The organism is Acidaminococcus hominis (assembly GCF_022484025.1).
Classification (GTDB): Bacteria; Bacillota; Negativicutes; order Acidaminococcales; family Acidaminococcaceae; genus Acidaminococcus; species Acidaminococcus hominis.
Window position 1 is genome coordinate 2,290,030 of sequence record NZ_JAKVMG010000001.1, and the last position, 26,467, is coordinate 2,316,496.

Genomic DNA, 26,467 nt, shown 5'->3' on the forward strand with positions numbered 1-26,467 from the left:
GAAACACCGATGAATATTGAAACCTTGAATGCCATTGATTCCTTTGTCTGGGGACCACCGCTTCTGGTGCTGCTGGTAGGTACCGGTATTTTCCTCAGCCTGCGCCTGCACTTTCTCCAGATTTTCCGTCTGCCCCGTTCCCTGAAACTGATTTTCTCTGCAGAAAACCAGGGCGAAGGGGACATCGACAGCTTTAAGGCCCTGTGCACGGCCCTGGCTGCCACCGTGGGCACCGGGAACATTGTAGGGGTAGCCACTGCCGTGAAAGCCGGCGGCCCCGGCGCTATTTTCTGGATGTGGATGGCCGCCTTCTTTGGCATGGCCACAAAGTACGCAGAAGGCTGCCTGGCGGTAAAATACCGTACCGTGGATGATAAGGGTATGATTTCCGGCGGGCCCATGTACTACATCGAAAATGGCCTGGGCAAGGCCTACAAGCCCCTGGCTGTGGCCTTTGCCTTCTTTGGGGTACTGGTGGCCTATTTTGGCATTGGTACCTTTGCCCAGGTAAATTCCATTGTGGAAATTACCCAGCTGAATGCCGGCATTCCTGTAGTGTGGACGGCCGTGATTCTGACCATTATCGTAGCCGGGGTTACCTTGGGCGGCCTTCAGAGCATTGCGGAAGCTGCTTCCAAAATTGTGCCGGCCATGGCTGTTATTTACTTGGCTTCTACCCTGGGTATTTTGGTAATCTTTGCGGACCGGATTCCTGCCGCCATTGTGGAAATCTTGACCGATGCCTTTACGCCTACCGCGGCTGTCGGCGGCTTTTTGGGCGCCAGCGTGCTTTTGGCCATGCGCAGCGGCGTAGCCCGGGGCGTTTTCTCCAACGAATCCGGTTTGGGCTCCGCACCTATTGTGGCTGCCGCAGCCAAAACCAATTGGCCGGCAGAACAGGGTCTGGTTTCCATGACAGGTACCTTTATTGATACTATCATCATCTGCACTCTGACCGGTTTGGTGATTGTCATCAGCGGCCAATGGACAACCGACCTGAACGGGGCGGCCTTGACCAACGCAGCCTTTGCCCAGGCGTATCCCACCTTTGGGGGCTACCTGCTGATGGTGGGGCTGGTGCTCTTTGCCTTTACTACCATTTTAGGCTGGAACTATTATGGGGAACGCTGCATGGAATACCTGGTGGGGACCAAGGGTATTATGCCCTACCGCATCGGTTTTATCATCCTGGTAGCGGCCGGGGCCTTTGTAAAACTGGAAGCCATCTGGATTTTGGCCGACATTGTAAACGGCCTGATGGCCATTCCTAACCTGATTGCCCTGCTGGGGCTGTCCGGGGTGGTTGTGGCGGAAACCAAAAAGTACAACCAGCACGTCAAGGAACAAAAACAGAAAAAAGCTGCCTAAGGGCAGGGGCGTTCGCCCATAAAAAAACTCTGTGCAAAAGGGAAGAAACTTTTGCACAGAGTTTTTGTTTCAGCAGCTGGCAGCTAGACCAGTTGTTTGCGAAAATGCCAGTACAGATATAAGAGGGCTGCAGCGATTTCTACAGCCGGGCAAACCAGGCCGTACATCAAGGTGTAGCCAAAGGCGCCGGCAATGAGGCCCAGGGTGGCAGCAGCTATGCCCACGAGAATATCCAGGAACCAGAAGAAGGTGGCCGTGGCAGCGCCGGCTCGGGACAGGGGAGCGCTTTGGATGGCCAGGGTCTGGAAGGAAGGACTCAGGGCGCCAAAGCCCAGGCCCTGGACCACAGCGGCTGCGTACAGAGAGCTGGGAGTGGTAATTTGGCTGAACAGCACCAGCCCCAGGATAAAGGCCGCAAAGCCCGGCAGGATCAGGTAGACGGGCCCCAGGCTGTCAAATAGCCGGCCGATTACCGGGCGGCTTACCACAATGGACAGGGCAAATACGGCGAAAAACACCCCGGTTTGGCTGTCCATGGAAAGGCTGTGCAGGTATAGGGGAATGAAGGTAAGCACGCCGCCGTAGGCAAAGTACACCAGACCGCCCAAAAGGGCTGCAGGCAGGGATTTGATTTCCAAAAGACGCTCCAGCAGGGGACCTTCCGGCAGGTCCTGGGGCGCCGTAACGCTGGGGGCCAGGGGAACCAGAAAGGCCCCCAGCAGCATGGCTGCAGCTGCCAGGCTGAGAAACAGGAACAGGACGGAAATCCCCAGCAGCTGGTAGAGCAAAAGGCCGGCCAAGGGACCCACCACCATGGCCAGGTTGGTGGTGACGGCAAAATAACCCACCCCTTCGCCCCGGCGGGAAGGGGGAATCACCAGTACCGCAATGGCAGCTGCGGTAGTAGTGGTCAGGGAAAACAGTACCCCATGGAAGGCCCGGAGCACGAAAATTTCTTCCAGCCCTGCCAAAAAGTTGAAGGCCAGCATCACCAGGTTAAACAGTACCAGGGCCAAAAGCAGCAGCTGCCGCTTGTTCTTCTTGTCGATGAGATAGCCGGCAAAGGGGCGGAACAGGCTGGTACCAATCTGAAATGAGGTCATGGCCAGGCCTGCCTGGACATCGCTGCCGCCAAATTCGGCAATAATAAACAGGGGCAGGGTGGATACCAGGATATATTGGGTGAGAAACTGAAAGAAATTGATGCCGCCCATACAAAGAAAGGGCGCGGTCCATAATTTTTCCTTAGGCAAAGAAAACGACTCCTTCCGCTCGCAGTGATACTCACCATTGTACTCTGCCAGGAAAGCCTGTCAATTGGAAATAGGAGTTTCTTGGAGTGGAAATAAAAAGGAAAAGGAAAAATGGCCCTGAAGGGGAAAAAATCCCTGAAAATTTCCGCTAAAAAGTAAAAATCCTTGTATACAGTGCCCATACGGGAAATAAAGGAAAAATAACGGGGATATACAAAAGTTTTACGGGCCGAAAAATTGTCTTTAATTGGGGAAAATAGTATAATGGGGATGAACTTATTTTTGAGAGGAGCTTTATCTTATGAAAGCACGCGAAATTGCCAATGATATATTTGAAGTAGGCGTTCGGGATTGGACCCTGAAAGATTTCCATGGGTTTGCCACCCCTCGGGGCGTCACCTACAATTCCTTCCTGCTGCTGGACGAAAAAATCTGCCTGATTGACGGGGTAAAAGCTCGTTATGCTGGAGACCAGCTGACTTATATCAGTTCCGTAGTGGAGCCTTCCAAAATTGACTACATTGTGGTCAACCACGTGGAACCGGACCATTCCGGCAGTCTGCCGGCTTTGGCCGCTGCCTGCCCCAAGGCTGTTTTCCTGTGCACGGTACAGGCTTCCAACGAACTGAAGGAACATTACGGGAATGTTTTTGACGGACGGCTGCAGGTAGTAAAAACCGGCGAAAGCCTGAGCCTGGGCAAACGCTCTCTGGTATTCCATGCCATTCCCATGCTCCACTGGCCGGATTCCATGGTGACCTACTGCCCGGAAGAACAAATCCTGTTCTCCAGTGATGCTTTTGGCCAGCACTACTGCTGCACCAAGCTGTTTGACGATGAAACGGAAGTGGCTGATATGCTGTTTGAAGCCCAGAAGTACTTCGCCAATATTCTGATGCCCTATGCCAAACTGGTACCCAACGCAGTGAAATTCGTCCGCAGCCTGCCGCTGAAGATGATCTGCTCCTGCCACGGCTGCATTTGGCGCACCAATATCGATGACATTCTGACCAAGTACGAACAATGGGGCCGGGGAGAAGCCATCAACCGGGTCCTGGTGGTATACGATACCATGTGGGGCGGCACCGAGGCCATGGCACGGGCCATGCTCCGGGGTATTGAAAAGCAGGGTATGCGGGCCAAACTGTACCGCTACGAAAGCTCCCTGAAGGCTGATGTAATCAGCGACCTGCTGACCGCCAAGGGAATCCTGATTGGTTCTCCTACCCAAAACTCCGGCATGATGCCCACCATCGGCGATTTGCTGACCTACCTGAAGGGCCTGAAGCCCTCCGGCAAGCTGGCTGCCGCTTTTGGTACCTACGGCTGGGCCGGCGGTGCAGAAAAGGATATGGAAGCCCTCATCAAGGCTTCCGGTATGGAACTGCTGCCGGGCTATAACGTAAAATGGCGGCCGCTGCCGGAAGAACTGGAAAAGGCAGAAAAATACGGCTTTGACTTTGCCGAAACCGTTAGCCAGAAATTCCAGGAAAAATAAGAAGCGGACAATTGTGATAAAATAGCTGTGGGAAAAATGGTAAGAGGTTTTGGCTTCTTACCATTTCCTGCTATATAAAACCGGAGGGTGCATGCAGGATATTATTGTTGGAAGAAACGCTGTGCGGGAAGCGCTGCACAGCAGCCGTCCCTTGAATAAATTGTGGGTCCAGACGGGCCTTCACGGGGGCAGTTTGGGAGAGCTTTTGGCCTTGGCCCAGGAACGGAAGATTCCTGTGGAAATGGTAAGCAAGGAAGTCCTGGACCATATGGCGGAAGGCCTTCGGCACCAGGGCATTGCCGCCCAGGGTGCTCCCGTAGCCTTCCAGGACCTGGATCAGGTGCTGACCAAGGTGGAGCAGCGGGGAGAAACACCCCTTTTGCTGCTTTTGGATGAACTTCAGGATCCCCAAAATGTAGGGGCCCTTATCCGGACCGCCAATGCGGCAGGAGTCCACGGGGTGCTGCTGCCCCAACGGCGCAGCTGTCCCTTAAATGCCGTGGTGGCCAAAATCTCCGCCGGGGCAGTGGAACACGTACCGGTAATCCAAATCGGCAATATTGCCCAGACCATGAAAAAGCTGAAGAAGCAAGGGTTCTGGATTGCCGGAGCGGATATGGACGGGGAAAACCTCTATTTTGACGCCAACCTGACGGGACCCATGGTCCTGGTGGTGGGGGCGGAAGGCAAGGGCCTGGGACGCCTGGTCAAGGAAAATTGTGATTTTATTGTACGGATTCCCATGCTGGGAGAAGTGTTTTCCCTGAACGCTTCTGTGGCCGGGGGAATCCTGCTGTATGATATTGTGCGGCAGCGGCTATTGGCGGCACGCTGACGGACGGGGAATTGCTTTGCAGGGGGCAAAGGAGGGGAACTGTATGACGCAGCTGGACGAAAGCAAGAAAAAGTATGAGGCGCTCAGTGATGAACAATTGATTGAGCGGATCCAGAAACAGGATGATCGTCAGGCGCAGGATTACCTGCTGGCCAAGTACAAGGAGTTTGTGAAAATGAAGGCCAGCCGGTACTTTCTCATTGGGGCTGAGAAAGAGGACATGATCCAGGAGGGGATGATTGGCCTTTTCAAAGCCATTCGGGATTACCGGCCGGACAAGAAGGCGTCTTTTAAGGTATTTGCGGAGCTATGCGTGAATCGGCAGATTATTTCGGCCATCAAGAGTGCTACCCGGCAAAAGCATAAACCTTTAAATACGTATGTATCCCTGGACAAACCTATTTTTGACGACGGCAAGGAACGGACCATCATGGATATGCTGGGGGGCAGCCATGGAATTGAGCCGGAAAACCTGCTGGTGGATCAGGAAGAGTTTGCGGATATCGAAAAGAACGTGTCGGCCATGCTGAGTTCCCTGGAGTGGCAGGTACTGTGCAAGTACCTGGAAAGCAAATCCTACCAGGATATTTCTGCTGAGCTGAAGCGGAGCACCAAATCCATTGACAATGCGCTCCAGCGGGTGAAGCGGAAACTGGAAAAATACCTGAGTTCCCGGAACCACGAGCTGGACATCCGGACCCTGAACAAGGGCCTGCTGCTGATGGCAGCCAAGGAACATTTGGCCAACCAGGAGGAGCAGGAAAACCTGGAAGATATTGACAGGATTGATACACTTTGAAGCAGAATAGACAGAAAAAAGAGAAAATCAGTTTCACTTTGCAGGAAAATATTTTTTCCTGCCGAAAGGAAACAATATCCAGAAAATCTGCTCGGACATAGGAAAGGGAGGGCATACGCATGAATCAATTAGAAGAATTTGAACAACAGATTGCCGCCGTACGGGAAAAGGAAGAAAAGGTTTTGATTGTTACCGGCAAACCCGGCAGCGGCAAAAGCAAACTGATGCGGGAAGCTGCAGAAGCCAAGGGCTGGGACTATATTGACGCTCGCCTGCTGATTACGGAAGAATTTCTGAAATTGCTGCCGGCGGAAAGAAGAAGCAAGGCCCCGGAAATGCTCAAGGACCAGCTGACTGGGCATCATGGGGACGTGATTATGCTGGACCGGGTACAGACCTTCTTTGTGCCTGTTTTCAACATCGATCCCAAGAGCGTAATTGATGAACTGGGCAAAACCTATACTCTGGTCATTGCCTGGCCGGGTTATGTGAACAATGGCCTCTTGTGCTATGACAAATTCGATGGAACGGAATCCATCCGTTTGTCCGCCGCCAACTATACCATTTGGAATGTAGGGTGATAGCATGACAGAAGGGAAAACGGTAAGGGGCACTCTGGCTGTCCTGACAGGCGGCGGGGACTGCCCGGGCCTGAATGCCGTAATCCGAGCTGTAGTGAAGACCGCTATTTTCAACGGATATCAGATCTATGGTATTGCCAACGGCTTCCATGGTCTGATCAGCAATGACATGAAGCTGATGCAGCTGTCCGATGTATCCGGCATTTTGCCCCGGGGCGGCACGGTGCTGGGCACCACCAACCGGGATAATCCGTTCCACTATGCTTCCGGCGAAGCTGCCGACGGCAGCATCATCTACAAGGATATGCGGGAAGTGGTGGTAAAGAACCTGAAGGACCACGGCATTGAATGCCTGGTGGTTATCGGCGGGGACGGCAGTCTGAAAATTGCCTACGACCTCCATCGGCTGTGCGGGGTGAACGTGGTGGGTGTACCCAAGACCATTGATAACGACCTGCCCTGTACGGAACGGACCTTTGGCTTTGATACGGCTATGTCCATGGCCACGGAAGCTTTGGACCGGCTGCACACCACGGCAGAATCCCATCACCGGGTAATGGTGCTGGAAGTTATGGGGCGCTACGCAGGGTGGATTGCCCTGCACTCGGGGATTGCCGGCGGAGCCGATGTGATTTTGATTCCAGAAATTCCTTATGATATTGAAGCTGTTATCCGGAAAATCCGGCGGCGCCAGCAAAGCGGTAAGAAATTCAGCATCATTACGGTGGCTGAAGGGGCCAAGCCCATTGGCGGCGAGCTGACGGTTGCCCGGATTGTCAAGGACAGCTTTGAACCCATCCGCCTGGGCGGCGTGGGGGAGAAACTGGCAGAGGAAATTGAAGCCAAAACCGGAATTGAATCCCGCTGCACGGTGTTGGGGTATCTCCAGCGGGGCGGTTCACCTACAGCCTACGACCGGGTGCTTTCCACCCGCTATGGAGTGGCCGCAGTGGAAGCCTGTCTGGCAGGGGAATACAATGTGATGGTAGCCCTCCAGGCCAACCAGATTGTCCGGGTACCTATAGCTCAGGCTGCTTCGGAACCCCATCGGGTTCCCGTAGATTCGGATATTATCCGGGCCGGCCGCCATATTGGCATTTCCTTTGGGGACGAACAGCCCTGAGGTACAAAAAAACAAGAGAAGACCTGTTTTCCCAAGAAAGTCCTGGAAAAAATTGTGTCTTCTCTTTTTTTTTCTGTTTCAATGACATATAATGAACAAGCTGCGGAAAGCAGGAACCATATAAAGGGAGTGAAAGTAAGTGAGTGAAAATTTAATTGCGGTCATATTGGGTATTGTGGAAGGGCTGACAGAGTTTATTCCTGTTTCTTCCACCGGCCATATGATCATTGTGGGACACCTGATCGGCTTTCAGGGGAACCTGGCCAAGATATTTGACGTGGTGATTCAACTGGGAGCGATTCTGGCCGTGCTGGTGCTCTATAAAGAACGGTTCCGCCGTTTCTTCACCAAAGAAGGCTGGCAGCTGGGAACCGGGCTGACCGGGTACCATGTGGCAGCTGGCTGCGTGCCTACTATGGCTTTCGCTCTCCTGGTCCATTCTTTCATTAAGAAATACCTGTTTTCTCCGGCTACGGTAGCCATTGGCCTGGTGCTGGGCGCCCTGCTCATGATTTACGCTGAGCACAAGATCAAGGGCCATGAACAGGAATTGGTCCAGGACGTGGACCATATCAGCCTGAAGCAGGCCCTGTACATCGGCTTTTTCCAATTTCTGTCGCTGTGGCCGGGCTTTTCCCGGAGCGGCTCTACTATGGGCGGTGCCCTGCTGGTAGGGGTAAACAGGAAGGCCGGCGCGGATTTCACCTTCATCATGGCGCTGCCCATTATGGTAGCGGCCTGCCTATTCGAGCTGCTGAAGAATCTGTCCGGGCTGAGCCTGGGGGATTTGCAGGTCCTGGCCATTGGTTTTGTGGTGGCTTTTATTGTAGGCTATCTGTCCATTGTGTGGTTTATGAAATTTCTTCAGCGTTCCACATTGACAGCCTTCGGAATTTATCGTATTATATTGGCTGCGGTCACTGTCGCATACTTCTATTTCTAAGCTTGTGAAAAAACATTTCACTTTTTTTGAAAAAAGTGTTGACAAAATCCGCTGTGTTCTGTATAATTCATTTTGTTACGAACGCAAAGGCTGGCATAGCTCAAATGGTAGAGCAACTGACTTGTAATCAGTAGGTTGAGGGTTCAATTCCTTTTGCCAGCTCCACTAACTTCGTAACAGACAAATGTGGAGAGATTCCCGAGTGGTTAAAGGGAGCAGACTGTAAATCTGCCGCCTCTGGCTTCGAAGGTTCGAATCCTTCTCTCTCCACCAAATCGCGGGGTGGAGCAGTTGGTAGCTCGTCGGGCTCATAACCCGAAGGTCGTTGGTTCAAGTCCAGCCCCCGCAACCACATGCTGATGTAGCTCAGATGGCAGAGCGTATCCTTGGTAAGGATAAGGTCACCAGTTCGACTCTGGTCATCAGCTCCAATTATGGCGGCGTAGCTCAGTTGGCTAGAGCAGTCGGTTCATACCCGGCCTGTCCGCGGTTCAAATCCGTGCGCCGCTACCATTTTGTTCACTAAGCCCCGTAACAGGGGCTATTTTAAAATCACAAAAAAGTTGAGAAAGCGTTGGGAGGTATTCTAATGGCTAAAGAAAAATTCAACAGAACCAAACCCCATGTCAACATTGGTACCATTGGTCACGTTGACCATGGCAAGACTACGTTGACTGCGGCTATCACCAAGGTTTTGGCTGAACGTGGCGGCGCCCAATTCATGGACTACAACATGATCGATAAGGCTCCGGAAGAAAGAGAACGTGGTATTACCATTAATACCGCCCACGTTGAATACGAAACCGAAAAAAGACACTATGCACACGTTGACTGCCCGGGGCATGCTGACTATGTAAAGAACATGATCACTGGTGCTGCTCAGATGGACGGCGCAATTCTGGTTGTATCCGCTGCTGATGGTCCTATGCCTCAGACTCGTGAACACATCCTGCTTGCCCGCCAGGTTGGCGTTCCTGCTATCGTTGTGTTCCTGAACAAATCCGACCAAGTTGACGATCCTGAACTGATCGAACTGGTTGAAATGGAAGTTCGCGAACTGCTGAGCCAATACGGCTATCCTGGAGATGAAGTGCCCATCGTTGTTGGTTCCGCACTGAAAGCTCTGGAAGGCGACAAAGAACAAGAAGCAAACATCATGAAATTGATGGATGCTGTTGACGAATACATTCCGACTCCTGTCCATGACCTGGCTAAACCGTTCCTGATGCCCGTTGAAGACGTATTCACCATCACCGGCCGCGGCACCGTAGCTACTGGCCGTGTAGAACGTGGCGTAATCAAAGTTGGCGACACGGTTGAAATCGTTGGTCTGAGCGAAGAAAAGAAACAATCCGTTGCTACTGGTCTGGAAATGTTCCGTAAGACCATGGATCAGGCTGAAGCCGGCGACAACATCGGCTGCCTGCTGCGCGGTATTGACAGAAGCGAAATCGAAAGAGGTCAGGTTCTGGCTAAACCCGGTTCCATTCATCCTCATACCAAATTCAAAGGCCAAGTATACGTACTGACCAAAGAAGAAGGCGGCCGTCATACTCCGTTCTTCAACGGCTATCGTCCTCAGTTCTACTTCAGAACTACCGACGTTACTGGTGTGGCTCACCTGCCTGAAGGTACCGAAATGGTTATGCCTGGCGACAACGTTGTAATGGACGTTGAACTGATCACCCCGATCGCTATCGAACAAGGTCTGCGTTTCGCTATCCGCGAAGGCGGCCATACGGTAGGCGCTGGCGTTGTTACCGAAATCGAAGGTTAAGAAATATTTGCCAGAATGGCATCAAAATTGAGGCCGGTCCCTTATCGGCCTCAATTTTTTGTTGACATTCGGCCTTTTGTATGATAGTCTTTATAAGCGGCTTTTAGGATTTTTTTGACTTGAGTCTAGTGTAAAGTAAGCGAGGTGTTAAGGAATGGCAGCTGGAAACCGTGTAGGTATTACCCTGGCTTGCACTGAGTGCAAACAGCGTAACTATCAAACTACGAAGAATAAGAAAAACGATACTGAACGGATCGAAATCAACAAGTATTGCAAATTCTGCAAGAAGCATACGTTGCATAAAGAAACGAAATAAGGTGGAGAGATAATATGGCAGCATCTCAATTCACCCCGGATATCAAAAGCTCGTCAGGAGTGACGGGATTCCTCCGGGAAGTGAAGGTCGAAATGAAAAAAGTAGCCTGGCCGAACAAGCGGGAACTCATGGGCTATACCGTAACGGTAATCATGTCCAGCCTGTTTTCTGCATTGCTGATCTGGGCGATCGATGCTATTTTATCCGTACTGTTTCGTTTAGTGATGGGAGTGCAGTAAGCATGGAAGGTCAAAAGCACTGGTATGTCATTCATACTTATTCCGGTTACGAGAATAAGGTAAAGATGAATTTGGAAAGCAAAATCCATTCTTTGGGCATGGAGGAGCAGATCTTTCAGGTGCTGGTTCCTATGCAGAATGAAGTGGATGCTAAGGATGACAAGCAGAAGATCGTGGCCCGCAAGGTATTTCCCGGCTATGTGCTGATTGAAATGATTGTGGACGATCGGACTTGGTATGCTGTGCGCAACACCCCTGGTGTAACTGGCTTCGTTGGCACCGGCACGAAACCCATTCCCTTATCCGACCGCGAAGTAGAACGCATCCTCGGAGCTCAACCCAAAGAGGAAGGCGGCAAGGCTGAAGAAGCTCCCGTCATCCGTATGGAGTGCCCTGTAGGTTTGAATGATACCGTCCGCATTAAGGCCCCTGGCTTTACCGATATGGTAGGGACGGTAGCGGAGATCAACGACGAACAGCAGAAGGTCAAAGTCATGATTGAAATGTTTGGTCGGGAAACTCCGATTGAAGTTAAATTCACCCAAGTGGAAGCTATTGATTAAGTAAGGAGGTGTGACATATGCCAAAGAAAGTTATTAAAATGGTTAAATTGCAGGTTCCTGCTGGTAAGGCAACTCCGGCACCTCCCGTAGGCCCGGCCCTCGGCCAAGCTGGTATCAACATTATGGCCTTCGTTAAAGACTTTAACGAACGTACTGCAAAACAAGCTGGTCTGATCATTCCTGTTGAGATCACTGTTTTTGAAGACCGTTCCTTTACTTTCATTACGAAGACCCCTCCCGCTGCAGTTCTGCTGAAAAAGGCCGCTGGTATTGAAAAAGCATCCGGCGAACCCAACAAGAACAAAGTAGCCGTTGTAAAACGGGACAAAATCCGGGAAATCGCAGAAACCAAAATGAAAGACCTAAACGCTGGCTCTGTTGAAGCTGCTATGCGCATGGTTGAAGGTACTGCCCGCAGCATGGGTATTACTGTAGAAGACTAAGCTCTTCAATTTACGTGGGAGGCAAAAGCCGTTTGACCACCAGGAGGAAAGTACATGAAAAAGTTTGGCAAGAAATATTCTGATGCCGCAAAGCTCATCGAAGCTGGCAAAGCATATTCCCCCAAGGAAGCAGTTGATCTGGTTAAACAGACTTCTGTAACCAAATTCGACAGCACCGTTGAGGTTTCCGTCCGTCTGGGCGTAGATCCCAAGTATGCTGACCAACAAGTGCGCGGCGCTCTGGTTCTGCCCCATGGTACTGGTAAATCCAAGACCGTGCTGGTATTCGCTAGAGGTGCTAAAGCACAAGAAGCTGAAGCTGCTGGCGCTGATTTCGTCGGTTCTGATGAACTGGTAGAAAAAATCAAAGGCGGCTGGACTGATTTCGACGTCTGCGTTGCTACCCCTGATATGATGGGTACCGTAGGCCGTTTGGGTAAGATTTTGGGCCCCAAGGGCTTGATGCCTAACCCGAAAGTCGGCACTGTTACCATGGATGTAACCCGTGCTGTCAACGAAATCAAAGCTGGTAAAATTGAGTACCGTACCGACAAAGCCGGTAACGTACAAGCTGCTATCGGTAAGGCTTCCTTCGATGCTGAAAAGCTGTTGGAAAACTACCTGACCTTAGTAACCACCCTGATCCGGGTAAAACCCTCCGGTGCCAAAGGACAATACATTAAGAGTGTAACCCTGTCCACCACCATGGGCCCTGGCGTACACGTGGATGTACTGAAGGCTGACAGCAACAAATAATCACATAGAAAATGACCATCGGACCAGAGACAGCAGGTGCTAACGCATAACGATCCTTATCCCCTGCCTAGGTCGGAGTGTTGATAAACATGACCTCCGGCTGACCCGCCGAGAGGTCTTTTCATTGATTATAACTTTTTACGCAAGGAGGTGTATATTGATGCATGATATTAGACCTGAGAAAGCTAGTAAAGTTGCAGAACTGAAAGAATTACTGGCTGGTTCTAAAGGTGTGGTTCTGGTTGACTACTGCGGCCTGTCCGTAGCTGAAGATACCGAACTGAGAAGCAAAATGCGTGAAGCCGGTATTAAATACATGGTTGCCAAGAATACGTTTGTACGTATTGCTGCGCAGGAAGCTGGTATTGAAGGCCTGGATGCTTATCTGGAACACAATACCGCTCTGGCCTTCGCCCCTGAAGACCCTGTTGCTCCTGCTAAAATCCTCAACGATTTCAGCAAGGATCATAAAGCTCTGGAACTGAAAGCCGGCATTTTGGACGGCGCCGTAATCGGCGTTGACGAAGTAAAGGCTCTGGCAGAACTGCCGTCCAGAGAAGAACTGCTGGCCAAACTGGTTGGCAGCATGCAGGCCCCTCTGTCCGGCCTGGTCAACGTTCTCCAAGGCACGATCCGCAATGCCGTATATGTCCTGGAGGCCGTACGTCAAAAGAAAGAGCAGGAAACTGCTTAATTCACTTGCAGGCTGAATCCGCAGCCTGACAACCATTTCATTTAAAAATTTTGGAGGTATTTACAATGGATAAAGATCAAATTCTGCAAGCCATCGAAAGCATGACTGTTCTGGAACTGGCTGACCTGGTAAAAGCTATGGAAGAAAAATTCGGCGTGAGCGCTGCTGCTCCCGTTGCTGTTGCTGCTGCTCCTGCTGCTGGCGCTGCTGCTGCTGAAAAGACCGAATTCAACGTTGTACTGACCGATGTTGGTGCTAGCAAGATCAACGTTATCAAAGTTGTTCGCGAACTGACCGGCCTGGGCCTGAAGGAAGCTAAAGCTGCTGTTGATGCTGCTCCTAACACCCTGAAAGAAAACGTTTCCAAAGCTGATGCTGAAGCCATGAAAGCTAAACTGGAAGAAGCTGGCGCTAAAGTAGAACTGAAATAATTTCTGCTCTTTGAAGAAGGATTGTCACCTCGGTGATGGTCCTTCTTTTTTTGTTTGGTTTGAGGGCAACATGTATAACTAAAAAGAATAGCAATTCCACAAATAAATGTGTATTTTTCCTTTACAGTACCTTGACAAAATCCCCCTTGCATAGTAGGATATATGCATACGCGAAAAGCAATGACCGGAATAAGTAAGTTTGGGCTAGCCCCACAGAGAGTCCTGCAAGGGTGAGAGTAGGGCGGTGCAAAACCAGGCCGAATGCCTCCGGGAGCTGAAAGGCCGAAAGTTCCAGTAGGCCTTTACGGGGTGGCAGCCGTTATACTGCGCTTGAGGCTGACCTTTGGGCCGGCAAAACAGAGTGGAACCACGGACCACCGTCTCTGCAGACGGGGGTTCTTTTTTTATACCCTGACGGGTTTGGTTCCTTCTGAATTTATCTTTTCAGGAGGTGCAGGAATTGAAAAAATGGCATTTGCTTCCCTGCTGCGGGGGAACCCGCTGCTGTAGACAGCAGGACATGCGGTCCTGCCTCCAGAAACTATTTGCTGCTGCAGAGGTGTCGGTACAATGATTGAATTCCAAGATGTCAGTAAGACATTCCACTTAAAAAATGTTGAAGTACAGGCTCTTTCCCATGTGAACCTTACGGTAGAGAAGGGGGATATTTTTGGCGTCATCGGTTTCAGCGGCGCTGGAAAATCTACTTTGCTCCGGATGGTCAACGCTTTGGAAACTCCCACGGAGGGTCATGTGGTGATCAACGGGCAGACCATTGATACCCTGAACCACCAGGACCTGCGTCTGGTGCGGAAGAATGTAGGGATGATTTTCCAGCAGTTCAACCTGCTGGGTTCCAAAACGGTGTACGAGAATGTGGCCATTCCCCTGCGGCTCAATAAGATTGAGAATGCTGCGGTGGACCAAATCGTCAAAACCCTGCTGAAATTTGTCAGCCTGGACGACAAGGCTCATGCTTATCCCGGGCAGCTGTCAGGCGGTCAGAAACAGCGGGTGGGCATTGCCCGGGCTCTGGCTACCAATCCGTCCATTCTGTTGTGCGATGAGGCCACCAGTGCCTTGGACCCGGAAACCACGGACCAGATTTTGGACCTGCTGCGAAAAATCAATAAGGAGCTGAAAATCACCATCTTGTTTGTGACCCACCAGATTCAGGTGATTCAGCAGCTGTGCAACAAGGTGGCGGTTATGGAACTGGGCAAGGTGGTGGAAAGCGGTTCCGTCCTGGACGTATTCAGCGATCCCCAGCAGCCCATGACCAAGAAGTTCGTTCGGACGGTTATTCCGGATACCATTCCCAAGAGCATTCAGGAAAAATTAAAGAAGGAAACCCGGCCCTACAAGCTGCTGAAACTGCGGTTTTTGGGAGACCAGGCTTCGGAAGGCACCATTTGGGAACTGAACCAGAAGTTCGGCTTGCAGACGGATATCGTGTTTGCCAATGTTTGTGAATTGCAGCAGACAGCCCTGGGACTATTTACCCTACAGGTGATTGATGAAGGGGATAAGCTCCAGAAGGCGGAAGCATATCTGACCCAGCAGGGGATTTTGTGGAAGGAGGTGTCCCTGTCATGATTGAACAATTGGGCGTACCGGCTTCCCGCTTGATCCTGGCGGCGGAGCAGACCTTGTACATGGTGTTTATTTCCCTGTTTATCGGCACCGTGATAGCCATGATTTTGGCAGTGACACTGGTGCTTACCAATCCCAACGGGATTCTCCATAACCGGGTGATTTCCGGGGTTTTGAATACCATTATCAATGTGATTCGGAGTATTCCTTTCATCATCCTGATGGTGTTCATTATGCCCCTTACCAAAGCCCTTATAGGGACCCGGATTGGGACCACGGCGGCCCTGGTGCCCCTGGTGATTTTCATCGCCCCCTATCTTACCCGGCTGTTTGAAAACTCCATTTTGGAGGTGGACCGGGGGATTGTGGAAGCAGCCCAGGCCATGGGAGCCAGCTATTTTGAGATTGTCTGGTACTTCCTATTGCCGGAAGCCAAGGGATCCCTGATCTTGTCGGTGACCACCGGCACCATCGGACTTATTGGTGCCACGGCCATGGCCGGTGCCATTGGGGCTGGCGGCGTAGGCGACCTGGCCTTGACCTACGGCTACGAAAGAATGAATACCCCGCTGATGCTGTTTACAGTGGTGGTCCTGATTATTTTTGTGCAGATTATCCAAACCATCGGCAATCATTTTGCCTATAAAACAAGAAATCATTAAAAGGGAATATGGAGGCGTTATCATGAAAAACTGGAAAAAGTGGCTGGTTGTGGCCTTGGCGGCAATTATGAGCACGGCGGTGCTGGCAGGCTGCGGAGACAGCAGCAAAGATACGGGCAGCAAGAAGGAACTCACCTACAGCAAATCCCAGGGACCCTATTCTGACCTGTTCGAAAAGGGCGTAAAACCCATTTTGGAAAAGAAGGGGTATAAGATTACCGGTAAGGATATGTCCGACCTGCTCCAGGCCGATATTGCCCTGAATGAAGGGGAAGTGGACTTTAACGTAGAGCAGCATATAGCCTATATGGATAACTTCAATAAGAAGCAGGGCGGCCATTTGGCAGCCATCACTCCTATTCCCACTGTTCCGGCTGGCATCTACGCCGGTTCTAAGACCAAGCTGGACCAAGTAGCCGACGGGGATACCATTGCGGTTCCCAACGATGCTTCCAATACGGCAAGAGCCTATGCGCTGCTGCAAAAAGCTGGGTGGATTAAACTGGATCCCAAAAAGGACCTGTCCACGGTAACCATGCAGGATATTGTGGAGAATCCCCACAATCTGAAATTCGTGGAAATGAAGTCCCTGAATATCCCGGCTGTACGGGGTGATTTCGACTACATCGTCATTACCGGTTCCATTGTGTACAACGCCAAGATTGACCCCTCCACGGCGCTTATGAAGGAAGATATCCTGCCCCATCTGCTACTGCAGCTGGTGGTAGCCGACAAGAACAAGAATGCCCAATGGGTAAAGGACATTGCGGATGCCTACCATTCCGAAGCCTTCAAGGAATACCTGAAGAAGAACAACAACGGCCTGTGGTATGATCCCGATACGAAAAAATAACCCATATGGAAAGACCCTGACGCTGCGGCTGCAGGGTCTTCTTTCTGAAAAGGAGTAAGCTATGAACGTAGAAGAACAAGTACAGCAGCTTCAGCAGGAACTGGTTACCCTGCGCCGGGATTTTCATACCCATCCGGAACAGTCCTGGCAGGAATTTGGCACCCAGGAAAAAATCCTGAACTACTTGGAAAAGCTGGGCATTCCTGCAGTAAAGGCGGCCAAAACCGGCGTTATTGGCACCATCAAAGGGAAAAAAGCTTCGGACAAGATTCTGGGCATCCGGGCAGATATTGATGCCCTGCCCATTACAGAACTGAACGAAACGTCCTACAAATCCCAAAACCCCGGCACCATGCACGCCTGCGGCCATGATACCCACATTACCATTCTTTTGGGTACGGCCAAAATTTTGGCCGGTCTGAAGGATGAATTGCCGGTTACCGTCCGGCTGATTTTCCAGCCGGCAGAAGAATACATTGCGGACAGCGGGGCGGCCCATATGAAAAATGAACCATTGGTCAAGGAATGTGACCGGATTATCGCCCTGCATATCTGGGGACTGATTCCTGTAGGGTATGCCTCCCTGCGGGTGGGACCGGTGATGAGTGCAGCGGATACCTTTGACATTTACGTAGAAGGGAAGGGGGGCCATGGGGCCCAGCCCCACCAGGCCATCGATCCCATTGTGGCGGCCTCGGAATTTGTGACCACCCTGCAAACCGTGGTCAGCCGGGAAATCAGTGCCTTAGAGCCGGCTGTACTCAGTGTTACTTCCTTTCAGGCGGGGACCACTTCCAATGTGATTCCGGCGGAGGCTCATCTACAGGGGACTGCCAGGACCTTTAATCCCCAGCTGCGGCAGGAATACCCGGGAATCCTGGAGCGGGTGGCCAGAGGCGTAGGCGAAGCCTCCCGGACCCAAATCCGGGTGGACTACCACTTTGGCACGCCGCCCATGATCAACGACAAGGCCTGTGTGGAAACGGGGCTGAAGGCCTGCCAAAAGGTTTTTGATCCGGCAAAGATTGTAGAATGGGACCTGCAAATGGGGGGCGAAGATTTCGCCAAGTATGAGGCACCCAAGTGCATCTTGCTGCTGGGGGGCGGCGTGCCCGACGAGAAGGAACGTCATGCCCAGCACAATCCCTACTTTGATGTAGATGAACGGGCTTTGGGCCTGGGGGTTCAGTACTTTGTGCAATATGTGCTGTGTTATGGCGCAGAAACCCAAAACAGTAAATAGAATCCCTTTTGTTTACAATTGTAGTAAAATCACGTAAAATATGAGTCAGAGCATCGGGCTCTGACTCATATTGTTTTTAGAAAGGATTACTCCATGCAGGCATATTTGGTTTTACTGGGTGTCCTGCTGCTGGGCTATTTTTCCCATAACAGCACGGTCACGTATTCTTCGGCTTTTCTTTTGGTGCTGAAACTGGTGCTGCCCCACGACAAACTGCTGTATTTCGGGGCGCATGGACTGAATTGGGGGGTTATCCTCCTGACGGCTGCCATGCTGGTGCCTCTGGCTACCGGTGCCATCGGCTACCACGAAATTGTGGACGTGGTTCGCTCCCCGGAAGGTATCGCTGCCATTGTTACCGGGATTATCGTAGCCCTTTTGGGCAAATGGGGTGTTGAAGTTATGACCCGGGATCCCCAGATGGTGGTTTCCATTCTGGTGGGGACCATTTTGGGGGTGATTTTCCTGAAGGGGGTACCTGTGGGCCCCATGATTGCCAGCGGGATTCTCTATGTATTTATGAAAGGGTTCCACGCCCTGTTCCATTAAGAAAGCAAAAAAGGATGTGCCGGGGCATATCCTTTTTTGCTTTCTTAATGGGGGATTTTATACCAGGGCAGCGCCTAGGGTTTTGCATTCACCAAGACCGGCATCATCGGGGGCCCCGTTGATGATCAGGGGGTCAGCCGCCAGCACGGCACCGGCCTTTACGCAGTCTTCCTTCCAGTAGTCCATCCACTCACCCGTGCCCCAGCCGTAGGAGCCGAACAGCACCAGTTTCTTGCCGGACAGGGCCGGTTTTACGTCGTCAAACATGGGCTGGAATTCGGATTCTTCCAGAACTTCTGCCCCCATGGCCGGACAGCCAAAGGCAATGGCATCAAAACCAGGAACCTGGGCAGCAGAGAATTCCGCAGCCGTAAAGACGGTTACTTCTGCGCCTTTTTCTTTGGCGCCCTCTGCTACAGCTTGGGCCATAGCTTCCGTATTGCCGGTTCCACTCCAAAATACAACAGCGATTTTACTCATAGGGTACATCCTTTCTGCCGGCGGTTCTGCCGGCTGTGGCGATAGTAGAAAAACGGCGGTGCCGTTTTTGACAGAAATCAGGCAACGGCCAGGCGGCTGAGAGGCGTTCCTGCACAGTAGCAGCGCCAATAGACCTGGGTGCATTTTCGGCATTTGGCAAAGTAGCAGGCAGCCTGCTCCCTATTGCCGTAGGCTTTCCAGCAGCCGGAACAAACGCCTTTCTCCCGGGGAGCGGCCATATACGCCTTCACGTCTTCTAAAGGATAGCCAAGCAGCAGGCCAATTTCATGGGGGAAGGAGCCCTTTCTGGACAGGCGCAGGGCCATGGCGTCCAGAATCTCCTCGCAAGAACCCGTATAGCCCTGGCGTTTTAGGAAGGAGCTGTTGGCCGGTTCCTTTAGAATCTGGTGAAGTTCCCACGGACGGAAGCCATAAAAGAGGGCTCCCCGGCTGGCAAGGTGATAGGACAGGATTTGGACCCGGATGCCTTTGGGCTCCAGGGCCTGGGTCACTGCAAATAGTGCGCGGGCAGGGTCTTGGCCGGGGGCAAAGACGTAGCGGAACAGGCTGGCGGGTTTTAGGCCAGCCAAAGTTGGGGCGCATTGCCGTACCAATTCTGTCTCTAAGGAAATTGTCATGGGAAGCCCTCCTTTAGTTAGTATTAACTAATTAAAACAGAAAATAAAAAAGTGAATTCCTGGATAAATTCACTCTAACAGTTAGTTAAAACTAACCAAATGCAGTATAGCAAAAAAATAAATTCCGTGCAAGCTTTTTTTTCAAAAATGGGGGAAAGGGGTTTCGGTTGTAAGAACAGGGGGTTTGTATTATAATTAGTTTATAATTAATTGTGCGAATAATTACCCCTCTGTTTGCGTGGGAGAATGAAGGAGGCATTTCCATGGGTTGGAAAGAAACCGTATTGGTGCTGGCTCTATTGACGGAACCGGCCCTTGGCCTGGCGGCAGGCAAGACAAATGGAAAAACAGCCCCTGCCCCGGAAAAAATGGCGGCCTGGACACAGCTGGCCAAGGGGAGCGGGGTTTATGATAAAACGGTACCTGAGGCGCAGCTGGACGCCCAGCAGCTGGCAGCCTGGTGGAAGGTGTTTCAGGATCCCCAGCTCAACAGGCTCATTGACCTGACGCTGCAAAACAACCGGGATTTAAAGGCCGGGGCTGCCCGGGTGGAAGAAGCCCGGGCCCAGCTGGGCATCAGCAAAGGAGAAAGCCTTCCCTGGCTGAATGCCGGCGGTGCCTATATCCGGGGAGAGGTGCCGGACAATGTGGGCAAGGTGGTAACGGATATGAGTCCCGTACCGGGAATGCTCCATGCGCCCAAGCTGAATAACCAGGCCGCAGGCCTGGGGATTGACGCGTCCTGGGAACTGGATTTCTTTGGCCGGATCAAGGCCGAGAAGCAGGCGGCAGCCCATGGACTGGCCGCCCAGCAGGGGGCCCTGTACAGTACCTGGGTAACCCTCAGTGCGGAAACGGCCTTGAATTATTTTTCCCTGCGGACCCTGCAGCAGGACCTGGTCCTGGTAGAAAAACGGGGACAGCTGCAGCAGCAGAAAGCGGATCTTTTGGATACCAATTTTCAGGCGGGACTGATTAGCGCCTACCCGGGTACGGCTATGCGCACCCAGGCACAGGCGACTTTGGCAGAAGTTCCCAGCCTGCGGCAGGCCATCAGCGAAACCCTGACCCGGCTGACGGTGCTTACGGGCTCAGAGCCAGGGGCTTTGGATGAGCTGGTCCAACCGGCGCCCCTGCCGGAGGTGAATCCGCTGCTGTACCATGCCATTCCCGCCAATTCCCTGCGGCAGCGGCCGGATATTTTTGCGGCGGAACAGCAGGTGGCGGCCCAGGTGGCCAAAACCAAGGAAGCCCGGGCGGCCTTAAAGCCCCGGTTTACGCTGGAAGGTTTCCTGGGGCTGGTGACCCTGGGAGGATCCAACCTGTTTTCTGCAGGTTCCCGGGGCTTTGCCCTGGCGCCTTCTATTACCCTGCCTCTCTTTCACGGGGGGCAATTGCGGCAGAATGTACGGCTGCAGGATGCACGGGTCAAGGAAGTTCAGGCCCAATACGAAAAGACGGTACTCCAGGCAGCCGGAGAAGTTCGGGATGCCATGACCCAGATTGTCCAGGAGAAGGAAAGAAAGGATCAGCTGACCGCAGGCAGGGAAAATGCCCAAAAGGCCCTTTCCCTGGCAGAAAGCCGCTATCAGGCAGGTCTTAGCGATTACCAAGCGGTGCTGGATAATGAGAGCACCCTTTTGGGGCTGGAACGGCAGGAAAATCGCAGCAAAGGCCAGGAACTGGCCAATCTGATCCACCTCTTTAAGGCCTTGGGTGGAGGCTGGGAACCGATGGACCAACAGGCAGCTGCGGCAGCGGGAGGAACAAAACATGATTAAGGAACTTTGGAATACATTGCGGACGGATAAGAAAAAAGCGGCTCTGGCGGCAGGGGTGGTGGTATTGGCCCTTTTGGGCGGCTTTGGGTATGAGCGGTATCAGGACCAGAAGGCGGCCCGCACCCTGACCCTTTACGGCAACGTAGACGTGCGGGAAGTGGCCCTGGCCTTCCGGCAAAGCGACCGGATTGCGGACGTATTGGTGGAAGAGGGGGACAAGGTGACCAAGGACCAGGTGCTGGCCCGGCTGGACACGGACGAACTGAAAATCAAGAAAAGCAAGCTTCAGGCCCAGGTAGCCGCCCAGCAGGCGGTGGTGGACAAGCTCCATAACGGTACCCGGGCAGAAGATCTGGCCGAAGCCAAGTCCAAGGCCGATGAGGCGGCGGCCCAGGCGGAGCAGGCCAAACAGGACCTGGACCGGGCCCAGACGGCCTACCGGAATTCCTTGGGGCTTTCCGTCAGCAAGCAGGATTTGGATGCAGCAAGGACCAAGGCGGATGTAGCGGCGGCCCAGGCCGAGGCAGCGTCCCAGTCCTATGCCAAGGCCCAGGCCGGGCCCCGGGAGGAAGATGTTGCTGCCGGGGAGGCCCAGCTGCGGGCCCTCCAGGAAGAGGTAAACCAGGTGAATTATCTGCTGGGGCAGGCAGAGCTTCGGGCGCCGTCAGACGGCGTTATCCGGTCCCGGCTTTTGGAACCGGGGGATATGGCCTCTCCCCAGAAGCCTGTCTTTAAGCTGTCCCTCAATGAGAAAAAATGGGTGCGGGTCTATGTCAGCGAACAGGACTTGGGCCGCATTTATGAAGGAATGGAAGCCAAGGTCTACACCGACAGCTTCCCCAATGACCCGGTAACGGGCCAGGTAGGGTACATTTCCTCCACTGCGGAGTTTACGCCTAAAACGGTAGAAACCTCGGACCTGCGTACTGCCCTGCTGTACGAGGTTCGGGTCTACGTAACGGATACCCGGAACCGGCTGCGGATGGGTATGCCGGTAACGGTCAAATTGGAAACGGAGACCCGCCATGGCTGATTGGGTGGTCCGGGCCCAGGGGTTGGAGAAATTATTTGACGATAAGCAGGGACGGACCCTGGCCCTGAATCAAGTGGATTTTCAGGCAGCAGCAGGCAAAATGACGGCTCTCATAGGGCCGGATGGGGCGGGGAAAACCACCACCCTGCGGCTGCTGTGCGGACTCTTGTCCCCTACAGGGGGCAAACTGGAAGTGCTGGGGTTAGATGCAGTGCAGCAAGCACCAGAAATTCAAACGAGAATCAATTATATGCCCCAAAAATTTGGCCTCTATGAAGATTTGACGGTCCAGGAAAACCTGGACTTGTATGCAGACCTTTTTGGCGTAGAGGGGGAAAAGCGGCGGCAGCGGTTTGCCAAGCTCCTTTCTATGACGGGACTGGAAGCTTTTACCGGACGGTTGGCCGGGAACTTGTCCGGGGGCATGAAACAGAAGCTGGGTCTTGCCTGCACCCTGGTACGTTCTCCGGAACTGCTGCTTTTGGATGAGCCTACGGTGGGGGTGGACCCCCTGTCCCGGCAGGAACTTTGGGTAATCATCAAACAGCTGGTCCAGGAAGAACACCTCAGTGTTATTGTATGTACGGCCTATATGAACGAGGCCGCCATGTGTGACGATGTGTATGTATTGAACCAGGGAAAAATCCTTTTTCAGGGTACCCCCGAGAGTCTTCAGAACGTAGCCCAGGGCCGGTGTTTTGAAGTGGTGCCGCCCCAGGGACTGCCCTGTCGGGTTATCCAGGGGGCTCTTTTGGACGATCCGGACGTGGTAGATGCCGTGCCCCAAAGCGGTCTGGTCCGGTATATTGCCCTGCGGCCGGAAAAGCTGCCGGCTACCCTTGGCAAGTGGCAACTGGCCGCCCAGCCCGCTGCGCCCCGGCTGGAGGATGGCTTTATGATTCTCCTGCATCGGGACGCCAAGCCGGAGGATAAGCAGTTGGAACTGACGCCCCTGGAGCCGGGAACCTACCAGCCCGTTTCTCCTGAGGTCAGCATCAAGGTGGAAAATCTGGTGAAGAAATTCGGAGATTTTACCGCCGTTTCCCATACTTCCTTCCAGGTGCATCGGGGGGAGGTATTTGGCCTTTTGGGCCCTAACGGCGCAGGGAAAACCACCACCTTCCGGATGCTCTGCGGCCTTTTGCCGGCTACGGAAGGGGTGCTCAGCGTGGCTGGGGAGAACCTGCGGACGGCCAGAACCCAGGCCAGGGCCAAAATAGGCTACGTGGCCCAGAAATTCTCCTTGTACAGCAAGCTGAGCGTCTTGGATAATCTACAGTTTTTCGGAGGAATTTACGGAATACCACCCAAAAAATTAAAGGAGCGCATCAAACTTATCTTGGAAGAATTCCGTTTGGAGGGAATGCAGGACAAAAATGCCGGGGACCTGCCCGGCGGCTATAAGCAGCGCCTTTCCATGGCCTGCGCCCTGCTCCAGGAGCCGGAAATCCTGTTCCTGGATGAGCCCACCAGCGGCATCGATCCCCTGGCCCGGCGGCTGTTCTGGCGGCAGATTACGGATTTGGCCATGAAGGGGACCACCATTATTGTTACCACCCATTTTATGGAAGAAGCGGAGTACTGTGACCGGATCATGATTCAGGACCGGGGCGAAATGCTGATTGTAGGCTCGGCAGAAGAAATCCGGCAGCAGCTCCACAAACCCCGGGGAAATATGGATGAGCTGTTTATCGATATTGTCCACCGGGCACGGGCAGCAAAGGGGGAGGAGAACCATGCAGGACACCATCAATGACCGGCTGCGCCGGATGCGGGCTCTGACCCATAAAGAATTTTTGGAAGTGGGCCGGGACAAGAGCAGTCTGATGATGGGAATTTTGCTGCCCATTATCCTGATTCTGGTCATCGGCTTTGGCATCAGCCTGGACGTAAAGAATGCGCCCATTGCGGTGGTGCTGGAGGATAATGCCCCGGAAGCCCGGCAGATGGTGAATTTTGTGGATGGGTCGGAATATTTTAAGCCGGTGTATATGACGGATATCTACCAGGCTGTCCAGGCTTTTGAAACCCGAAAGGTGGACGCCATTCTCCGGGTCCCTCCGGATTTCAGCCGGCAGCTGCACCAGAACAATGCCCGGCTCCAGCTGATTTTATATGGGGTGGATACCACTACTGCCATGACCCTGCAATCCTATGTGGAGGCAGGAGTCAGCCAGTGGACGGGGGAGTATCTGGCGGCTCAGGGGCTGGGCGGAGTTACCCTGGAAAGCCGGCTGTGGTTCAACGATGCCCATGCCAGTACCTGGGTTTTTGTGCCGGGGCTGATCCTGATGATTGTGACGCTGGTAGGGGTGCTGCTTACCGCCGGGGTAATGGCCCGGGAGTATGAGCGGGGCACCTTTGAATCCCTGTTTGTAACTCCGGTGCGGAAGGGAGAGCTGATTGTAGCCAAAATTATTCCGTATTTCTGCATTGCCATGCTGGGGGTATTGATCTGTCTGGTATTGTCCCGGTATTTATTCCAGGTGCCCCTGGTGGGCTCCCTGGCCCTGATTCTTTTGGTAACCATCTTGTATCTGTTGGCTGCCCTGGGGGCGGGAATCCTGATTTCCGTAGTGACCAAGGGGCAGTTCATGGCTACCCAGGTGGCCATGTTGGTAAGCTTTCTGCCCAGCATTATGGTGTCGGGCTTTCTGTTTGACCTGCGCAGCACTCCCCTGGTGGTACAGCTGTCCGGGGAAATCCTGCCCTTCAGCCATTACCTGACGGTATTGAAAACCCTGTTTTTGGCCGGAAATATCTGGCCGGTAATCTGGAAGCAGGGGGCCATCTTGGTGTTTTTTGCCATTCTGTTTACGGAACTGGCCTTCCATATCATCCGAAAGAAGGTGGAATGATGACGGGCTGGAAACTTTTCTGGTATCAGGTAAAGTGCATCTGCCGCAAGGAATTTCTGGCCATTATGAAGGACAAAGCCTTCCGGCGGATTTTGGTGATTCCGGTGATTTTTACGGGAATCCTTTTTGGCTACGCCGCCACCTTCAATGTAACCTATATTTCCTACGGGGTATTGGACCAGAGCCATTCGGAAGCCTCTGCCTCCCTTTTGGCAAGGCTGGACGGCACGGGCTTTTTCCACCGGGCAGCCACCCTCCAAAACGCTTCCCAGATTGCGGCTATTATGGATACGGAACAGGCCATGATGGTGCTGGCTATTCCCCAAGATTTTACCCAAAGGCTGGAGCGGGGAGAGAAGGCCAGGCTCCAGCTGATTACCGACGGCCGCAATACCATGACGGCCAGCCTGGCGTCCGCTTATACGGGCCGGGTGGTGGCCAGCTGGGCCAGCGCCCGGACGGGGCAGCCCCTGCCGGTTACCCTGGAACCCAGAACCTGGTTTAACCCCAACCAGTCCACCCGCTGGTACTTTGCACCGGGCATTATGGGGCTCATGAGCTTTGCCCAGGTTATTTTATTGTCCGGTATGTCCGTAGCCCGGGAACGGGAGGAGGGAACCTTTGAGCAGCTGCTGGTTACCCCGGCATCGCCTTTGGTACTGCTGATTGGCAAGGCATTTCCTCCTGTGGTGGTGGGTCTGATGCAGGCCACCATTCTGCTGCTGATTGACCTGTTTTGGTTCCGGGTGCCTTTTGCCGGCTCTTATCCTACCTTGTACCTGGTTCTGCTGGTGTATTTTCTCAGTTCCACCGGGATTGGCCTTAGTATTTCCTCGGTCTGCTCCAGTATGCAGCAGGTCCAGGTCTATACCTATGTGTACCTGATTCCCAATGCCTTACTGTCCGGGGTAGCTACTCCGGTGCGGAATATGCCCCAATTTCTCCAGCTGCTGACCTACGTGGATCCCCTGCGTTTTGCCCTGGATGCCATGCGGCGGATCTATTTTGAGGGGGCGGGGCTTTCCACTATTGCTTTTGATTTTGTGCCCATGGTGATTGTGGCCATTCTGACTTTGGCTTTGGCGGCCCACCTGTTTCGGGAGAATCTTAGCTAGGGTACCTGGGCGGAGTATGGTATAATCAAAAAGACAATGCCAA

28 protein-coding genes, 5 tRNA genes and 2 other annotated features are annotated in these 26,467 nt (G+C 52.9%); of the genes, 30 read left to right on the top strand and 3 right to left on the bottom strand.

Annotated elements, in window-relative coordinates; all coding sequences use genetic code 11:
- Positions 1-9: 9 nt before the first annotated feature.
- Positions 10-1,368, top strand: a complete 1,359-nt coding sequence (locus tag LKE88_RS10295) for an alanine/glycine:cation symporter family protein (RefSeq protein WP_105326807.1) — start codon at positions 10-12, stop codon at positions 1,366-1,368.
- 83 nt (positions 1,369-1,451) lie between these two features.
- On the opposite strand, the gene LKE88_RS10300 is transcribed toward LKE88_RS10295, so the two are convergent.
- The gene (locus tag LKE88_RS10300) at positions 1,452-2,621 is read right to left on the bottom strand and encodes an MFS transporter (RefSeq protein WP_199614411.1); all 1,170 of its coding nucleotides are present in this window, start codon (positions 2,619-2,621) and stop codon (positions 1,452-1,454) included.
- 301 nt (positions 2,622-2,922) lie between these two features.
- Here LKE88_RS10300 and LKE88_RS10305 point away from each other — a divergent pair, with 301 nt between their 5' ends.
- The 24 genes from LKE88_RS10305 (at position 2,923) to LKE88_RS10420 (ending at position 18,519) form a co-directional block, all read left to right on the top strand.
- Positions 2,923-4,119, top strand: a complete 1,197-nt coding sequence (locus tag LKE88_RS10305; protein ID WP_105326809.1) for an FprA family A-type flavoprotein — start codon at positions 2,923-2,925, stop codon at positions 4,117-4,119.
- Positions 4,120-4,210: 91 nt separating this feature from the next.
- On the top strand, positions 4,211-4,954 hold the full coding sequence (rlmB, locus tag LKE88_RS10310; RefSeq protein ID WP_105326810.1) for a 23S rRNA (guanosine(2251)-2'-O)-methyltransferase RlmB: 744 nt from the start codon (positions 4,211-4,213) through the stop codon (positions 4,952-4,954).
- A gap of 43 nt (positions 4,955-4,997) precedes the next feature.
- Positions 4,998-5,753 carry an RNA polymerase sporulation sigma factor SigH gene (gene sigH, locus LKE88_RS10315; RefSeq protein ID WP_105326811.1) on the top strand — a complete coding sequence of 252 codons (756 nt, stop codon included), beginning with the start codon at positions 4,998-5,000 and terminating at the stop codon, positions 5,751-5,753.
- A 119-nt stretch (positions 5,754-5,872) separates the two neighbouring features.
- Entirely contained in the window at positions 5,873-6,334 is a 462-nt protein-coding gene (gene brxF, locus LKE88_RS10320) for a BREX-3 system P-loop-containing protein BrxF (protein ID WP_105326812.1), read from the top strand.
- Positions 6,335-6,338: 4 nt separating this feature from the next.
- Entirely contained in the window at positions 6,339-7,457 is a 1,119-nt protein-coding gene (locus LKE88_RS10325) for a 6-phosphofructokinase (protein ID WP_105326813.1), read from the top strand.
- Positions 7,458-7,596: 139 nt separating this feature from the next.
- On the top strand, positions 7,597-8,400 hold the full coding sequence (locus LKE88_RS10330; protein ID WP_105326814.1) for an undecaprenyl-diphosphate phosphatase: 804 nt from the start codon (positions 7,597-7,599) through the stop codon (positions 8,398-8,400).
- Positions 8,401-8,489: 89 nt separating this feature from the next.
- Positions 8,490-8,565 (top strand) — tRNA-Thr (locus LKE88_RS10335).
- Positions 8,566-8,588: 23 nt separating this feature from the next.
- Positions 8,589-8,673, top strand: a tRNA-Tyr gene (locus tag LKE88_RS10340).
- A gap of 3 nt (positions 8,674-8,676) precedes the next feature.
- Positions 8,677-8,752 (top strand) — tRNA-Met (locus LKE88_RS10345).
- Between the two features lie 3 nt (positions 8,753-8,755).
- Positions 8,756-8,831 (top strand) — tRNA-Thr (locus LKE88_RS10350).
- 5 nt (positions 8,832-8,836) lie between these two features.
- Positions 8,837-8,913, top strand: a tRNA-Met gene (locus LKE88_RS10355).
- A gap of 76 nt (positions 8,914-8,989) precedes the next feature.
- Entirely contained in the window at positions 8,990-10,177 is a 1,188-nt protein-coding gene (gene tuf, locus LKE88_RS10360) for an elongation factor Tu (protein WP_105326815.1), read from the top strand.
- A 154-nt stretch (positions 10,178-10,331) separates the two neighbouring features.
- Complete coding sequence (gene rpmG / locus LKE88_RS10365; RefSeq protein ID WP_105326816.1) at positions 10,332-10,493, top strand: 50S ribosomal protein L33; 162 nt, start codon at positions 10,332-10,334, stop codon at positions 10,491-10,493.
- Between the two features lie 14 nt (positions 10,494-10,507).
- A complete protein-coding gene (gene secE, locus LKE88_RS10370) occupies positions 10,508-10,732 on the top strand; it encodes a preprotein translocase subunit SecE (protein ID WP_105326817.1) in 225 nt (74 codons plus the stop codon).
- Between the two features lie 2 nt (positions 10,733-10,734).
- Entirely contained in the window at positions 10,735-11,295 is a 561-nt protein-coding gene (gene nusG / locus LKE88_RS10375) for a transcription termination/antitermination protein NusG (RefSeq protein ID WP_276803536.1), read from the top strand.
- Between the two features lie 17 nt (positions 11,296-11,312).
- Positions 11,313-11,738, top strand: coding sequence for a 50S ribosomal protein L11 (gene rplK, locus LKE88_RS10380; protein ID WP_105326819.1), 426 nt, complete (start codon positions 11,313-11,315; stop codon positions 11,736-11,738).
- A gap of 54 nt (positions 11,739-11,792) precedes the next feature.
- The gene (gene rplA / locus LKE88_RS10385) at positions 11,793-12,494 is read left to right on the top strand and encodes a 50S ribosomal protein L1 (RefSeq protein ID WP_105326820.1); all 702 of its coding nucleotides are present in this window, start codon (positions 11,793-11,795) and stop codon (positions 12,492-12,494) included.
- 5 nt (positions 12,495-12,499) lie between these two features.
- Positions 12,500-12,626, top strand: a sequence feature (ribosomal protein L10 leader region).
- A 28-nt stretch (positions 12,627-12,654) separates the two neighbouring features.
- Complete coding sequence (gene rplJ / locus LKE88_RS10390) at positions 12,655-13,188, top strand: 50S ribosomal protein L10 (protein WP_105326821.1); 534 nt, start codon at positions 12,655-12,657, stop codon at positions 13,186-13,188.
- A 65-nt stretch (positions 13,189-13,253) separates the two neighbouring features.
- Positions 13,254-13,619, top strand: a complete 366-nt coding sequence (rplL, locus tag LKE88_RS10395; RefSeq protein ID WP_105326822.1) for a 50S ribosomal protein L7/L12 — start codon at positions 13,254-13,256, stop codon at positions 13,617-13,619.
- A gap of 171 nt (positions 13,620-13,790) precedes the next feature.
- Positions 13,791-14,007, top strand: a binding site (T-box leader).
- Between the two features lie 182 nt (positions 14,008-14,189).
- Positions 14,190-15,215 carry a methionine ABC transporter ATP-binding protein gene (locus tag LKE88_RS10400; RefSeq protein ID WP_105326824.1) on the top strand — a complete coding sequence of 342 codons (1,026 nt, stop codon included), beginning with the start codon at positions 14,190-14,192 and terminating at the stop codon, positions 15,213-15,215.
- Positions 15,212-15,874, top strand: coding sequence for a methionine ABC transporter permease (locus LKE88_RS10405; protein ID WP_105326825.1), 663 nt, complete (start codon positions 15,212-15,214; stop codon positions 15,872-15,874). Before LKE88_RS10400 ends, LKE88_RS10405 begins: the two co-directional genes overlap by 4 nt.
- A gap of 22 nt (positions 15,875-15,896) precedes the next feature.
- Positions 15,897-16,727, top strand: coding sequence for a MetQ/NlpA family ABC transporter substrate-binding protein (locus LKE88_RS10410; RefSeq protein WP_105326826.1), 831 nt, complete (start codon positions 15,897-15,899; stop codon positions 16,725-16,727).
- A 61-nt stretch (positions 16,728-16,788) separates the two neighbouring features.
- Positions 16,789-17,970 carry a M20 metallopeptidase family protein gene (locus LKE88_RS10415; protein ID WP_105326827.1) on the top strand — a complete coding sequence of 394 codons (1,182 nt, stop codon included), beginning with the start codon at positions 16,789-16,791 and terminating at the stop codon, positions 17,968-17,970.
- Between the two features lie 93 nt (positions 17,971-18,063).
- Positions 18,064-18,519: a DUF441 domain-containing protein gene (locus LKE88_RS10420; protein ID WP_105326828.1), complete on the top strand. Its 456-nt coding sequence runs from the start codon at positions 18,064-18,066 to the stop codon at positions 18,517-18,519.
- A gap of 57 nt (positions 18,520-18,576) precedes the next feature.
- Here LKE88_RS10420 and LKE88_RS10425 read toward each other — a convergent pair whose 3' ends face one another.
- Together LKE88_RS10425 and LKE88_RS10430 are read right to left on the bottom strand one after the other, a co-directional pair.
- Positions 18,577-18,999 (bottom strand): flavodoxin, encoded by a 423-nt coding sequence (locus LKE88_RS10425; RefSeq protein WP_105326829.1) that lies wholly within the window; start codon positions 18,997-18,999, stop codon positions 18,577-18,579.
- Between the two features lie 77 nt (positions 19,000-19,076).
- Positions 19,077-19,637 carry a DUF3793 family protein gene (locus tag LKE88_RS10430; RefSeq protein ID WP_105326830.1) on the bottom strand — a complete coding sequence of 187 codons (561 nt, stop codon included), beginning with the start codon at positions 19,635-19,637 and terminating at the stop codon, positions 19,077-19,079.
- A 263-nt stretch (positions 19,638-19,900) separates the two neighbouring features.
- Between LKE88_RS10430 and LKE88_RS10435 the strand changes: the two genes are divergently transcribed.
- Genes LKE88_RS10435 through LKE88_RS10455 form a run of 5 tightly spaced genes read left to right on the top strand, consistent with a single transcriptional unit; the run spans position 19,901 to position 26,424 of the window.
- Positions 19,901-21,418: an efflux transporter outer membrane subunit gene (locus LKE88_RS10435; protein ID WP_105326831.1), complete on the top strand. Its 1,518-nt coding sequence runs from the start codon at positions 19,901-19,903 to the stop codon at positions 21,416-21,418.
- On the top strand, positions 21,411-22,451 hold the full coding sequence (locus tag LKE88_RS10440) for an HlyD family secretion protein (RefSeq protein WP_105326832.1): 1,041 nt from the start codon (positions 21,411-21,413) through the stop codon (positions 22,449-22,451). The genes LKE88_RS10435 and LKE88_RS10440 overlap by 8 nt, the downstream gene beginning before the upstream one ends.
- Positions 22,444-24,207, top strand: coding sequence for an ATP-binding cassette domain-containing protein (locus LKE88_RS10445; protein ID WP_105326833.1), 1,764 nt, complete (start codon positions 22,444-22,446; stop codon positions 24,205-24,207). Before LKE88_RS10440 ends, LKE88_RS10445 begins: the two co-directional genes overlap by 8 nt.
- A complete protein-coding gene (locus LKE88_RS10450; RefSeq protein WP_231086619.1) occupies positions 24,188-25,309 on the top strand; it encodes an ABC transporter permease in 1,122 nt (373 codons plus the stop codon). The genes LKE88_RS10445 and LKE88_RS10450 overlap by 20 nt, the downstream gene beginning before the upstream one ends.
- A complete protein-coding gene (locus LKE88_RS10455; protein WP_199614647.1) occupies positions 25,309-26,424 on the top strand; it encodes an ABC transporter permease in 1,116 nt (371 codons plus the stop codon). The genes LKE88_RS10450 and LKE88_RS10455 overlap by 1 nt, the downstream gene beginning before the upstream one ends.
- Positions 26,425-26,467 lie beyond the last annotated feature (43 nt).